We start from the raw sequence: 13529 nt of genomic DNA, 5'->3' as shown, positions 1-13529 counted from the left end.
TCTACGACACGATGTCCTTGCGGGCGAAGCCCCGGAAGGCGAGCGCGAAGAGGACCAGGGCGTACGTCAGGGAGATCGCGGTCCCCTTCACCATGCCGCCCCACTCCAGCTGGGGCTGGAGCGCGTCGATCCAGGCGAACTGCCAGTGCGCCGGCAGGTACTCGCGCCAGTCGCCGAGCGCCGTGACGGCGTCCAGGACGTTGCCGACGATGGTCAGGCCGACGGCGCCGCCCACCGCGCCGAGCGGGGCGTCGGTGCGGGTCGACAGCCAGAAGGCGAGACCGGCGGTGACCAGCTGGGAGGCGAAGACGAACGCGACGGCGACGGCGATGCGGAGCAGCGCGTCCCCCGCGGGCACCGAGCCGCCGGTCGGCAGCTGGAGCGGGCCCCAGCCGTAGGCGACCGTGCCCACCGCCAGGGCCACGAGCGGAAGGAGGACCATCGCGGCCGCGCTGTAGCCGAGGGCGACCGCCAGCTTGGAGGCGAGGAGCCGCGACCTGGGCACCGGCGCGGCGAGCAGGTAGCGCAGCGAGGACCAGCTCGCCTCGGAGGCGACGGTGTCCCCGCAGAACAGCGCCACCGGGACGACGAGGAGGAAGCCGGCCGAGACGAAGAGGCAGGTCGCGGCGAAGTTGGCGCCCGAGGCGGTCGCCGTGTCCATCAGGGTGATCCGGCCGTTGCGGTCACCGTCCTCGCCGCCGATCGCGAAGGCGACGATCAGGATGAACGGCAGGGCGACCAGGATGCCGCCCATGATCAGGGTGCGGCGGCGCTTCCACTGGCGGAGGGCCTCGACGCGCAGCGGCAGGGTGCGTCCGGCGCGGTAGCCGGGGGCGGAGTCCACGGGGGCCGCGGGCGCCTCGGGCGCCGCGGGGGTGTCGAGCAGCGGGCTCATGCGGCTCCTCCTCCGATCAGGGTCAGGAACGCGTCTTCGAGGCGCCGGTGCGGTCCGACGCCGGTCAGCGGGACGTCCAGGCGTACGAGTTCGCCGATGAGGGTGGTGATGTCGGTGCCGTCGGTCCCGTCGAGACGGACCAGGAGTCCGCCGTCGGCGCGGGTGGCCGAGCCGACGCCGGGCAGGGCGCCGGCCTTCTCGACGAGCGCGTCGTCGATCTCCCGGGCCAGGGTCACGAGCAGGGTGTCGCCGGAGCCGGTGATCTCGGCGACGGGGCCGGCCTGCACGAGCTGTCCCCGGTCCATGACGACGAGGTGGGTGCAGGACTGCTCGACCTCCGCGAGGAGGTGGCTGGAGACGATGACGGTGCGGCCCCCGGCCGCGTACCGGATCATCACCTCCCGCATCTCGCGGATCTGCGGCGGGTCGAGTCCGTTGGTGGGCTCGTCCAGGATCAGCAGGTCCGGCAGGCCCAGCATGGCCTGGGCGAGGGCGAGTCGCTGCCGCATGCCCTGCGAGTAGGTGCGCACCGCGCGTTCCAGGGCGCCGCCCAGGTCGGCGATCCGCAGGGCCTCGTCGACATGGGCGTCCTCGGCGGGGCGGCCGGTGGCCTTCCAGTACAGGTCCAGGTTCTCCCGGCCGGAGAGGTGTGGCAGGAAGCCCGCGCCCTCGACGAAGGAGCCGACCCGGGAGAGGACGGGGGCGCCGGGCCGGATGGCCTGGCCGAAGACCCTGATCTCCCCTTCGTCCGGGGTGATGAGGCCCATCAGCATGCGCAGGGTGGTGGTCTTGCCCGCTCCGTTCGGCCCGAGGAGGCCGAGGACCTGTCCCTGTTCGACGCGGAAGGAGAGGTCCCGGACGCTGTACCGGTCGCCGCCCTTGTACTTCTTCGACAGGCCGGTGATCTGGAGCGGTACGGAGGCCAGTTCGGGGTCGGGCGCGGGAGCGGTGGTGCGGCGGCGGGCCGTGAGCAGCAGCGCGGCGGCGACGGCCAGGCCGAGGAGCGGCAGGCCCCAGACCCACCAGGGCAGGGTGGCGGCCTGGGTGTCGAGGCCGGGCGCGGTGGGGACGGCGAGCGGGCTCTCGACGGCGACGGTGTAGCCGGCGGGGACAACCGGGGAGGCGTAGCCGAGGTCGGTGGCGGCGACGACGAGCCGGAGCCGGTGGCCGGCCTCCACCTCGTGGTCGATCGCGGGCAGGGTGAGCGTGAGGCTCTTCCCGGCCTGTGCGCCGTCGACGCGGACGGGGGTGACGAGCTGGGCGGGCAGCACCTGCTGCCGGCCGTCGGGTCCGACGTCGTACACCTTGGCGAAGAGGACGGCGGAGCCGTCGGTGGCGGTCGAGGTGACCTTGACGCGGACGGTCGGGGTGCCGGTGATCCGGAGCGGCTCGGTCTGCGGCTTCGCGTCGAACCGGGCGTGCTGGCCGGGGAAGTCGAGGGAGATGCCGACGCCGAGCGAGGAGAGTCCGGCGACTCCCCCACCGAGGCCGGGGACGGCGGAGACGGCGGGGGGTGCGGCGCCGGCGGGATTGCCGAAGGACTGCGGGCGTCCGGCGAGCGGGATGTCCGTGGTGCCGGCGGTGAGCCCCGGGTAGCGGTCGGCGGTCGCGGCCCGCAGGGTGGCCTGTCCATCGGTGGAGTCGACGCCGCCGGTGCGGCTGACCCGGAAGGCGGGGCCGGTGTCGACGGACGTGTCCTTCTTCAGCCAGCGGTCGAACCAGGTGCTGATGCGCCGCTCGACGCGCTCGGTCTCGCGGTCGCCGCCGTCGTGGCCGCCGGAGATCCAGTCGACGGCGACGGGGGCGCCGTTGGCGGTGAGGGCCTTGGCCATGGCGTCGGACTGGGCGAGGGTGAAGAGGGAGTCGGTCTGGCCCTGGACGAGGAGGGCGGGCACCTTGACGCGGGAGCCGACGGCGGAGGGGCTGCGGGCCTCGAGGAGGGCGCGGGCGGCGGCGTCGGGCTTCCCCGAGACGGCGACGCGCTGGTAGAGGGCGCAGAGTTCGGGGGTGAAGCGCCCGCAGGCGTCGGCCTTCCCGGGCGCGACACCCGGTTCGGCGGCCGCTCGGGCACCCTGCCCGGTTCCTGTTCCGGCTTCCTGTCCGGCTCCGGCACTCGATCCGGCACTCGATCCGGCGTCCTGGCCTGCTCCCGCTCCGGCGCCCGGGCCCGCCGTCGTTCCCGCGGAGAAGAAGATGCCGGCCCACAGCTTCTTGAAGACGCCCTCGGGGAACAGCGCGTCGGCGAGGTTCCAGTAGGTGATCTGGGGGGCGATGGCGTCGACGCGCGGGTCGTGGCCGGCCGCGAGCAGGGAGATCGCGCCGCCGTAGGAGGCGCCGGTGACGCCGACGCGCGGGTCGCCGGGCTTGTCGAGGAGGACCTCGGGCCGGGCGGCGAGCCAGTCGATCAGCTTCCGGGCGTCCTTGACCTCGTGGTCGGGGTCGTTGAGGCCGATCTGCCCGGTGGAGGCGCCGAAGCCGCGGGCGGACCAGGTGAGGACGGCGTAACCGTCCTCGGCGAGCCGCTCGGCCTGGGCCCGGACGTCGTCCTTGGAGCCGCCGAAGCCGTGCCCGAGGAGGACGGCGGGCCTGCGCCCGTCGCCGTCGCCGGTGAAGTACGAGGTGTCGAGCCGTACCCCGTCGAGGTCGAGCATCCGGTCCGCGCGGTGCACGGGCGGCGGATCGTCCGAAGCGACGGCGGTCAGGGTGCCGGCACCCGCGAGAACGGCGAGGACGGCGGTGACCGCGGCCCACCGGGGAAGTCGGAGTCGCATGGGTCGAGCCTATGCGGGCCCGCTCGTGCGGCGCTGTGGCCCCGAGGGGGAGGCCCCCGACCTCCTGGAGTCGTACGGGACGCGGCGCCGTACACCAGACGCGGTATCCCGCGCCGCCCTACCGGGCGCGAGGCGCGGACGGCGGGGTGCGGACGCACGGGGACGGCCCCGGCACGGGCACGGGGACGGCCCCCGGGCACGGTGTCGCGCGCGCTCCGGGGGCCGTGCTCTCGTGCGGCGTGTCTCAGTGGTTGCGCGGGAAGCCCAGGTCCACGCCCGCCGGGGCCTCGGACGGGTCCGGCCAGCGGGTGGTGACGACCTTGCCGCGGGTGTAGAAGTGCACGCCGTCGTTGCCGTAGATGTGGTGGTCGCCGAAGAGCGAGTCCTTCCAGCCACCGAAGGAGTGGTAGCCCACCGGCACCGGGATCGGCACGTTCACGCCGACCATGCCGGCCTCGACCTCCAGCTGGAAGCGGCGGGCCGCGCCGCCGTCGCGGGTGAAGATCGCGGTGCCGTTGCCGAAGCGCGAGCCGTTGATGAGGGCGAGGCCCTCCTCGTACGTCTCGGCGCGGAGCACGCAGAGCACCGGGCCGAAGATCTCGTCCTGGTAGGCCTTGGCCGTGGTCGGCACGTGGTCCAGGAGGGAGAGGCCGATCCAGTGGCCGTTCTCGTGGCCCTCGACGGTGTACCCGGTGCCGTCGAGGACGACCTCGCAGCCCTCGGCCGCCGCGCCGTGGACGTAGGAGGCGACCTTGTCGCGGTGGACGGCCGTGATGAGCGGGCCCATCTCGGAGGTGGGGTCGTTGCCGGGGCCGATCTTGATCTTCTCGGCGCGCTCGCGGATCTTCTGCACCAGCTCGTCGCCGATGGCGCCGACGGCGACGACCGCCGAGATCGCCATGCAGCGCTCGCCGGCCGAGCCGTACGCCGCCGACACGGCCGCGTCGGCCGCCGCGTCGAGGTCGGCGTCGGGGAGGACCAGCATGTGGTTCTTGGCGCCGCCGAGCGCCTGGACGCGCTTGCCGTTGGCGGAGGCGGTGGTGTGGATGTGGCGGGCGATCGGCGTCGAGCCGACGAAGGAGATCGCGGACACGTCCGGGTGCTCCAGGAGGCGGTCCACGGCCACCTTGTCGCCGTGCAGGACGTTGAAGACACCGTCCGGGAGGCCCGCCTCCGCGAGCAGCTCGGCGATCTTCAGGGACGGCGACGGGTCCTTCTCGCTGGGCTTGAGGATGAACGTGTTGCCGGTCGCGATGGCGATCGGGAACATCCACATCGGCACCATGGCCGGGAAGTTGAAGGGCGTGATGCCGGCGACGACGCCGACGGGCTGGCGGATCGACGCCACGTCCACCCGGTTGGAGACCTGGGTGGAGAGCTCGCCCTTGAGCTGGGTGGTGATGCCGCAGGCCAGGTCGACGATCTCCAGGCCGCGGGCGACCTCGCCGAGCGCGTCCGAGTGGACCTTGCCGTGTTCGGCGACGATCAGCTCGGCGATGGCGTCACGGTTGGCGTCGAGCAGCGCGCGGAACTTGAAGAGGATCGTGGTGCGCTGGGCGAGCGAGGAGGTGCCCCAGGTGAGATACGCGTCCTTCGCGGCGGCGACGGCGGCGTCGACCTCGTCGACGGAGGCGAGCGCGACCTGGGTGGTGACGGCGCCGGTGGCCGGGTCGGTGACCGGGCCCCAGTTGCCCGACGTGCCCTCGACGGTCTTGCCACCGATCCAGTGGTGGACGGTCTTCGTCATGACGAGTTACTCCTTCAGAGATGGCGGCGTCGGGCGGTGACGTGCCGGTCGTACTCCTCGCGGGCCTTGACCGCCGACGGGCGGGTCGACGTCTCGGCCACGGGCACATCCCACCACGCCTGGGCCGGGGGCGGGCCCGACACTGTGTCTGCCGTTTCGGTCTCGACGTAGACACATGTGGGAACCGTCGCGGCCCGTGCGTCCGCGAGGGCTTCCCGCAGGTCACGGATGGTGCGGGGGCGCAGCACCCACATCCCGAGGGAGGCGGCGTTGGCGCCGAGGTCGACCGGGAGCGGGGGTCCGGTGAAGCCTCCGTCCGGGTCCCGGTGGCGGTAGTCGGTGCCGTACCGCTCGGCGCCGACCGCCTCCGAGAGGCCGCCGATGGAGGCGTAGCCGTGGTTCTGCAGGATGATCAGCCGCAGGGGCAGGCGCTCCTGCACGGCGGTGACGATTTCGGTGGGGTTCATCAGGTACGTGCCGTCGCCGACGAGCGCCCAGACGGGCCGGCCGGGCGCGGCGAGCAGGACGCCGACGGCGGCGGGGATCTCGTAGCCCATGCAGGAGTAGCCGTACTCGACGTGGTACTGGTCGGGCGAGCGGGTCCGCCAGAGCTTGTGGAGGTCGCCGGGGAGCGAGCCGGCGGCGTTGATCAGGATGTCGGTGTCGTCGACCAGAGTGTCGAGTACGCCGAGGACCTGCGCCTGGGTGGGGCGGGCGTCCTCGTCGGGGACGGCGTAGGCCGCGTCGACCCGCTCCTGCCAGTCCCGCTTGGAGAAGATCCACTGCGACATGGACTGGCGGTGGTCGCCGAGCGCCCCGGTGAGGGCGGTGAGCCCCTCGCGGGCGTCGGCGACGAGCGGCAGCGCGCCCTGCTTGTGGGCGTCGAAGCCGGTGATGTTGAGGTTGAGGAAGCGGGTGCCCTCGGGGAAGAGGGTGCCGGAGGCGGTGGTGAAGTCGGTGTAGCGGGTGCCGACGCCGATGACCAGGTCGGCGGTCGAGGCCAGGGCGTTCGCGGTGGAGCTTCCGGTGTGGCCGATGCCGCCGGCCTCGCAGGGGTGGTCGTACGGCAGGACGCCCTTGCCGGCCTGGGTGGTGACGACGGGCAGGTGGACGCGCTCGGCGAAAGCGCGCAGGGCGTCCTCGGCGCCGCTGAACCGCACCCCGCCGCCGGCGACGACCATCGGGCGCGCGGCGCTCCGCACGGCCCGTACGGCGGCGTCGAGTTCGGCGGCGTCGGGGCGGGGGCGGCGGATCCGCCAGACCCGGTCGGCGAAGAACTCCTCGGGCCAGTCGTACGCCTCCGCCTGCACGTCCTGCGGCAGGGCGAGGGTGACGGCGCCGGTCCCCGCGGGGTCGGCGAGGACCCGTGCGGCTTCGAGGGCGGCCGGGACCAGGGCCTCGGGCCTGGTGACCCGGTCGAAGTAGCGCGAGACGGGACGCAGGCAGTCGTTGACCGACACGTCGCCCGCGTACGGGACCTGGAGCTGCTGGAGCACGGGGTCGGCGGGGCGGCCGGCGAAGGTGTCGCCGGGGAGGAGCAGGACCGGCAGGTGGTTGACGGTGGCGAGGGCGGCGCCGGTGACGAGGTTGGTGGCGCCGGGGCCGATGGAGGTGGTGACGGCGTGCGCGGAGAGCCGGTTGCGCTGACGGGCGTAGCCGACGGCGGCGTGGACCATGGCCTGCTCGTTGCGGCCCTGGTGGAACGGCATGCGGGTCTCTTCGACGAGCGCCTGGCCGATCCCGGCGACGTTCCCGTGGCCGAAGATGCCCCAGGTGGCGGCGATCAGCCGGTGCCGGGCGCCGTCGCGCTCGGTGTACTGGGCGGCGAGGAAGCGCACGAGCGCCTGGGCGACGGTCAGCCGGATCGTCATGCGTACCCCTCCGTGTGGTCCGGGTGGAAGCAGATCTTCCACTCCCGTTCGGGCCCGGGACCCGCCATGACGTTGAGGTAGTGGAGGTCGTGACCCGGCTGGGCGATCGAGGGACCGTGCCAGCCGTCGGGCACGAGGACGGCGTCGCCGTCACGGACCTCGGCGAGGAGCTCGGCGCCGCCGGGCCGGGAGGGGGAGATCCGCTGGTAGGCGAGGCCGTGCGGGCCCTCGATCTCGTAGTAGTAGATCTCCTCCAGGACGGACTCGGCGCCGGGGCGGTGCTCGTCGTGCTTGTGCGGCGGGTAGGAGGACCAGTTGCCGCCGGGCGTGACGACCTCGACGGCGATGAGCCGGTCGCAGGCGAAGGCGTCCGCCGAGGCGAAGTTCCGCACCTGGCGGGCGCGGTTGCCGCTGCCCCGCGTCTCGACGGGTACCTCCGGCGCGGGGCCGTAGCGGGCGGGGAGTCGTCGCTCGCACTTCGCTCCTGCCAAAGCGAAGCGGCCTCCCGCACCGGAGGCGATCTGGGCGTGGGCGTCGCGCGGTACATAGGCGAAGTCGGTCACTCCCGCGAACACGCTCGCGCGGCCCAGGAGTTCGAGGACCTCGCCGTCGACGCGCACGCTACAGGCACCGGAGAGGGGAAGCACGACCCATTCGGAATCCCCGCTCCCGAAGGAGTGGATCTCCCCCGCTCCGAGGGTGAGGACCCGCAGGGCGGAGTACGTCCATCCGGCCAGGGCGGGGTCGATGTCGACCGCGTACGGGCCTCGGGCGGCGGTCCCTGCGGGCAGGTGGAGGGACGGGGATCGATCAGGGCTCATGCCGGATCCCTACCCGTTCTCCGGCGGAGTCCCCTGACCGGACCCTGGAAGGGCGCCGCCGCCGCTCTCGGGCGGGGAGGCGCCCGGCAGGGAGGCGCCCGGCAGGGAGGTGTTCGGCAGGGAGGTGTTCGGCAGGGAGGCACCTGGCAGGGAGGTGTCCGGCGGGGAGGCGCTCGCGGTCTCCGGCAGGGTTCCGCTGCCCGTGGCGAGGGCCTCGGCGATCTCCCGGGCGTACGGCATGGCGGACGAGCAGGCGAGGCGGCCCGCGACGATCGCGCCGGCGGCGTTGGCGTGCCGCAGGACCGTGGTGAGGTCCCAGCCGGCGAGCAGCCCGTGGACGAGCGCCCCGCCGAACGCGTCGCCCGCCCCCAGGCCGTTGACGACCTCCACCGGCAGCGGCGGCACCTCGGCGCACGTCCCGTCGGCGGCGAGCGCGAGGACGCCCCGGGGGCCCTGCTTGACCACGGCGAGCCGGAGGCCGTGCCCGCTGCCGGAGGCCAGCAGGGCGCGGGCCGCCGCGTACGGCTCGCGCTCCCCCGTCCCCACCTCGCACTCGTCGAGGTTGCCGACGGCGACGGTCGCGTGCCGCAGTGCCTCCGCGTAGTACGGGCGGGCCGCCGCCGGGTCCGTCCAGAACACGGGCCGCCAGTCCAGGTCGAGGACCGTCACCTCCCGGCCGGACCTGGCCCGCAGCGCCTCCAGGGTCGCGGCCCGGCTCGGCTCGGCGCTCAGGCCGGTGCCGGTCGCCCAGAAGACCCGGGCGGCGCGGATCGCGTCGAGGTCGAGCTCGTGCGGGTGGATCTCCAGGTCGGGGGCCTTGGGCCGGCGGTAGAAGGTGAGCGGGAAGTCGTCGGGCGGGAAGAGGGCGCAGAAGGTGACGGGCGTGGGGTGCTCCTCGACCTCGGCCACCCAGCGGTCGTCCACCCCGAAGCCCTTGAGCTCGCGGCGCAGATAGGTGCCGAAGGGGTCGGCGCCGGTGCGGGAGACGAGGGCGGTGCGGCGGCCGAGCCGGGCGGCGGCGACCGCCACGTTGGCCGGGGAGCCGCCGAGGAACTTGCCGAAGGTCTCGACCCGGTCGAGCCCGACGCCGGTCTGGAGCGGGTAGAGGTCCACGCCGAGGCGCCCCATGGTGATCAGGTCGTACGGCTCCGTCTCCACGTGCCACCTCTCGGCTCGGCCCCGCCCGGGTCTGCCCGCACCCAGGTCTAACCGGCCGCCCGGAGGCGTGTCAACGACATGTCCGGACATTCGGACGACCGGGTGGGACGGAGTGGCCTGCTTGACGCTGCTCGCCGGCCCCGGTCAAGGTGGCAGGCATGACGAAGCCGTCGCCGCAGCCGTCACCGCCCGCACGGACGTCCCGGGAGACCCCGGGGGCATCCCCGCGGCCGTCCCGGATCCGGGTCGGTTCCGCCCCGGACTCCTGGGGGGTGTGGTTCCCCGACGACCCCCGGCAGGTGCCCTGGTGGCGCTTCCTCGACGAGGTGTCCGGCGCGGGTTACGAGTGGATCGAGCTCGGTCCGTACGGCTATCTGCCCACCGACCCGGCCGTCCTCATGGAGGAGACCTCGCGGCGCGGTCTCCGGGTCTCGGCGGGGACGGTCTTCACCGGCCTCCATCGCGGCCCCGGGGTCTGGGACCGCACCTGGGCGCACGTCGCCGAGAACGCGGCCCTCGCGCAGGCCATGGGCGCGGACCATCTCGTCGTCATCCCGTCCTTCTGGCGGGACGACCGCACGGGCGAGGTCCTGGAGGAGCGGACGCTCACCTCCGGGCAGTGGCGGGACCTGACGCGCCTCACCGAGCGTCTGGGCCGGGAGGTGCGCGAGCGGTACGGGCTGCGGATCGTCGTCCATCCGCACGCCGACACCCATCTCGACGGCGAGAAGAGCGTCACCCGCTTCCTCGACGCCACCGACGCGGAGGCGGTCTCGCTCTGCCTGGACACCGGGCACTACGCGTACGCGGGCGGGGACAGCGTCAAGCTGATCGAGACGTACGGCGAGCGGATCGGCTACCTCCACCTCAAGCAGGTCGACCCGGAGGTCCTGGCCGGGGTGGTGGCCGAGGAGGTGCCGTTCGGGCCGGCGGTGGCGCGGGGCGTGATGTGCGAGCCGCCGTCCGGGGTGCCCGCCCTCGAACCCGTCCTGGCCGCCGCGGAGGCCCTGGACGTGGACCTGTTCGCGATCGTCGAGCAGGACATGTACCCGTGCGAGCCGGACGTCCCGTACCCCATCGCGGCGCGCACCCGTCGCTTCCTGCGCTCCTGCGGCGTGTGACCGGCGCATACCTCCCCGACCTGGGGTGACGTGCGGGGACACACCGGTCCGCTGATACATCTGTTTCGTCACACACATCCCTTCCGCGTCACGCATATCTCCGTTACGCGGGTTTTCCGTCACAGGCGCTCGACAGGCGTCCCCCTCCGGTCCGGAGCGGTCGTTGCAGGGGCACAGGCTCAGTGATCGCCAACGCCCGCCCGCAGCGCCCCCGAACGGCACCCCCGCCGCCGCTGCGCGGTGCGCAGGGAGGTACCAGGCATGACGGACAAGAGGCTCTGGTCGTACAAGGACATCGCCACACACATCCGGGTGCAGGCCGACACGGTCCGCTCCTACCGGAAGCACGGACTGCTACCGGCCCCCGACCACGTGGAATCGGGCAAGCCCTACTGGTACCCGGACACGATCCGCGCCTGGGTCGCCGCCCGCCCCGGCAACCGGGGCCGCCGCGGCTGACCCGAGGCAGCGGTCGCGGCGAGGCCGCCGGGCCCCGGAACGCTCCGGGGCCCGGCGGCCCGCTTTCTCATCTGCGCAGGGAAGCGGCCTCGCGCCGCCCGTCGAACCCCTCGGTCGCCTCGGTCACCTCGGTCGCGTCCGGCACCTCGGGCACCTCGGGCGTCCCTTCGGTCTCCGAGGGCCGCCCGGAGCCGCCCCCGTCCGACTCGCTGACGCCGAAGCGGTCGTGGAAGCGCCGCAGGGGGCCGGGGGCCCACCAGGTGAGGCGGCCGGTCAGTTTCATCACGGAGGGGACGAGGAGGCTGCGGACCACCATGGCGTCCATGAGGACGGCGAGGGCGACGCCGAGGCCGAGCATCTTGGTGTTGGTGACGCGGGAGGTGCCGATGGCGACCATGACGAGGGCGAGGATCACGGCGGCGGCGGTGATGAGCCCACCGGTGTGGCGCAGGCCGAAGCGGACGGAGTGCTCGTGGTCGCCGGTGGCGTCGTACTCCTCCTTGACGCGGGAGAGCAGGAACACCCCGTAGTCCATGGAGAGCCCGAAGGCCACGCAGAACATGAGGACGGGCAGGGTGGTCTCGATGTCCCCGGTGGGGGTGAAGCCGAGGAGGCCGGAGAGGTGGCCGTCCTGGAAGACCCAGACGACCGCACCGAACATCGCGGTGAGGCTGAGGGCGTTGAGGAGGACGGCCTGGACGGGGATGAGGACGCTGCCGGTGAGCAGGAAGACGAGCAGCAGCGTGACGAGGACGATGACGGCCGCCGCCCAGGGCAGCCGCTCGGCGAGGGCGTCCTTGGAGTCGACGAGGACGGCGGCCTGCCCGGTGACGGAGGTCCCGAACGGGGCGGGTGCGGCGCGCAGTTCGGTCACGGTCCGCCGGGCCTCCGCGCCGACGGCCTCGCCCTCGGGCACGACGGTGAAGTAGGCGTGGCCGCCGTCGGCGGAGGTCACCGGCCCGTCGGCCCGTGCGACGCCGTCGAGGAGGGTGATCCGCTCGCGGTAGGCCGCGTACTGCGCGGGGGTGGCAGGGCCCTCGGCGAGGACGGTGATCCCGCCGCCGGGGTCGCCGGGGAAGCCGTCCCGCAGCTGGTCCTGGACGACCCGGGAGGAGGCGGTGACGGGGAGCTGGCGGTCGTCGGCGGTACCGAACTCGACGCCGAGGAACGGCAGCCCGAGGAGCACGAGTCCGGCGGTGGTGAGGCCGGCGAAGACGGGTGCCCTGCGCATCACGAGCGCGGCGACCCGCGCCCAGCCCGCGCCTTCACCCCCTCCACGCGCGCCCGCGCCGCCGACCGTACCCGCGCCGTCGCCTTCACGCGCGCCCGCGCCGCTGTCGTCCCGTACGCCCGCGCCGCCGTCTTCACGCCGCGCACCCGCGCCGCCGAACCCGGCCGCGCTTCCCCGGGGAGTGCGGCCGCGGCGGAGGAGTCGCCGCAGGTCGAGCGCGTTGACCCGGTCGCCGAGCAGGACGAGGGCCGCCGGCAGCAGGGTGAGCGCCGCGGTCGCCGCGAGCAGGACCACGGCGATCCCGGCGTACGCGAAGGAGCGCAGGAAGTACTGCGGGAAGACCAGCATCGCGGCGAGCGAGACGGCGACGGTCAGGGCGGAGAAGAGCACGGTCCGCCCGGCGGTGCGCAGGGTGGTGCGCACCGCGGTGTACGTGTCGGCCCCGGCGGCGAGCTCCTCGCGGTAGCGGCGGACGACGAACAGGGCGTAGTCGATGGCGAGTCCGAGCCCGAGGGCGGTCGTCAGGTTCTGGGCGAAGACGGAGACGTCCGTGAACTCGGTGATGCCGCGCAGGACCGCGTTGGTGCCGAGGACGGCGACGATCCCGACGCCGAGCGGCAGCAGGGCGGCGACGGCGCTGCCGAAGACCATGACGAGGAGGACGAGGGTGAGGGGCAGGGCGATGAGCTCGGCCCTCAGCAGGTCCTCCTGGATGACCTGCTGCATCTCGTGGCGGACGGCGAGCCCGCCGCCGAGGGAGACCTCGACGGGGCCGTGCGCGCCCCGGTACTCGGGGGCGATCCGGTCGAGGACCGCGGCGGCGTCCTTCTCCTCGCCGGCGATACGGGCGGCGATCACGGCCTGCCCGCCGTCCTCGGAGCGGAGGGCGGGCGAGCCGGTGGACCAGTAGGAGCCGACGCCGTCGACGCCCGGCTCGGCGGCGAGCCGCCCGGCGAGCCCGCGGGCCTCGGCGGCGACCGCCGGGGCGTCGACGCCGGCCGGTCCGGCGTCCACGAGCAGGAGCAGATTGGGCTGGGAGCCGGGGAAGCGGTGCTCCAGGACCTTCGTCGCGTACGTGGACTCGGCGGCCGGGTCCTCCCAGCCGCCGCTGCCCATGCGGTCGGCGACCCCGCCGCCGGCGAGGACGGCGAGGGCGGTGAGGACGAGGGCCACGAGGAGCGTGAGGCGCGGCCGGGCGGTGACGAACCGCGTCCACCCTCCGGGGCCGCTCGGGGCCCCGCTCCCCCGCGCGGCCCCGCCGGACGCTGTTTTCTTGACTTCGGCCATGACGAGGTGTCCCCTTCACCTGACCCGTGTGCTCGCTTCCCGGCAGGTCACATGGGTCGCCCGTTGCCATAGACTGGCAAACACGAGTGATCACTCGCGTTTCTCAAGAATGCGAGCGACCTCTCGCATTTGTCAAACGCGTTGAGGAAAGCTGGGGACAGTCATGTC

General features: G+C 73.8%; 9 protein-coding genes. 2 read left to right on the top strand and 7 right to left on the bottom strand.

Annotated features, from left to right (window positions below):
• Position 1: 1 nt before the first annotated feature.
• The 6 genes from ACFWUY_RS01065 to iolC form a co-directional block, all read right to left on the bottom strand.
• The gene (locus ACFWUY_RS01065) at positions 2–895 is read right to left on the bottom strand and encodes an ABC transporter permease (protein WP_384100569.1); all 894 of its coding nucleotides are present in this window, start codon (positions 893–895) and stop codon (positions 2–4) included.
• The gene (locus tag ACFWUY_RS01060) at positions 892–3666 is read right to left on the bottom strand and encodes a CocE/NonD family hydrolase (RefSeq protein WP_384100567.1); all 2775 of its coding nucleotides are present in this window, start codon (positions 3664–3666) and stop codon (positions 892–894) included. The genes ACFWUY_RS01065 and ACFWUY_RS01060 overlap by 4 nt, the downstream gene beginning before the upstream one ends.
• A 244-nt stretch (positions 3667–3910) precedes the next feature.
• Positions 3911–5413 (bottom strand): CoA-acylating methylmalonate-semialdehyde dehydrogenase, encoded by a 1503-nt coding sequence (mmsA, locus tag ACFWUY_RS01055; protein ID WP_384100565.1) that lies wholly within the window; start codon positions 5411–5413, stop codon positions 3911–3913.
• Between the two features lie 14 nt (positions 5414–5427).
• Complete coding sequence (gene iolD, locus ACFWUY_RS01050; RefSeq protein ID WP_384100563.1) at positions 5428–7284, bottom strand: 3D-(3,5/4)-trihydroxycyclohexane-1,2-dione acylhydrolase (decyclizing); 1857 nt, start codon at positions 7282–7284, stop codon at positions 5428–5430.
• Positions 7281–8105, bottom strand: coding sequence for a 5-deoxy-glucuronate isomerase (iolB, locus tag ACFWUY_RS01045; protein WP_384100560.1), 825 nt, complete (start codon positions 8103–8105; stop codon positions 7281–7283). The genes iolD and iolB overlap by 4 nt, the downstream gene beginning before the upstream one ends.
• 9 nt (positions 8106–8114) lie before the next feature.
• On the bottom strand, positions 8115–9263 hold the full coding sequence (gene iolC, locus ACFWUY_RS01040; protein ID WP_384100558.1) for a 5-dehydro-2-deoxygluconokinase: 1149 nt from the start codon (positions 9261–9263) through the stop codon (positions 8115–8117).
• 158 nt (positions 9264–9421) lie between these two features.
• Here iolC and ACFWUY_RS01035 point away from each other — a divergent pair, with 158 nt between their 5' ends.
• Together ACFWUY_RS01035 and ACFWUY_RS01030 are read left to right on the top strand one after the other, a co-directional pair.
• Positions 9422–10384 (top strand): sugar phosphate isomerase/epimerase family protein, encoded by a 963-nt coding sequence (locus tag ACFWUY_RS01035; protein WP_384100554.1) that lies wholly within the window; start codon positions 9422–9424, stop codon positions 10382–10384.
• A 261-nt stretch (positions 10385–10645) separates the two neighbouring features.
• Positions 10646–10843: a helix-turn-helix transcriptional regulator gene (locus tag ACFWUY_RS01030; RefSeq protein WP_384100552.1), complete on the top strand. Its 198-nt coding sequence runs from the start codon at positions 10646–10648 to the stop codon at positions 10841–10843.
• Between the two features lie 67 nt (positions 10844–10910).
• Here ACFWUY_RS01030 and ACFWUY_RS01025 read toward each other — a convergent pair whose 3' ends face one another.
• Positions 10911–13361 carry an MMPL family transporter gene (locus ACFWUY_RS01025; RefSeq protein WP_384100551.1) on the bottom strand — a complete coding sequence of 817 codons (2451 nt, stop codon included), beginning with the start codon at positions 13359–13361 and terminating at the stop codon, positions 10911–10913.
• Positions 13362–13529 lie beyond the last annotated feature (168 nt).

It is taken from the genome of Streptomyces sp. NPDC058664, assembly GCF_042716635.1.
Classification (GTDB): Bacteria; Actinomycetota; Actinomycetes; order Streptomycetales; family Streptomycetaceae; genus Streptomyces.
Note: the sequence above shows the minus strand (reverse complement) of the source record. Positions and strands in the feature narration are given on the sequence as shown.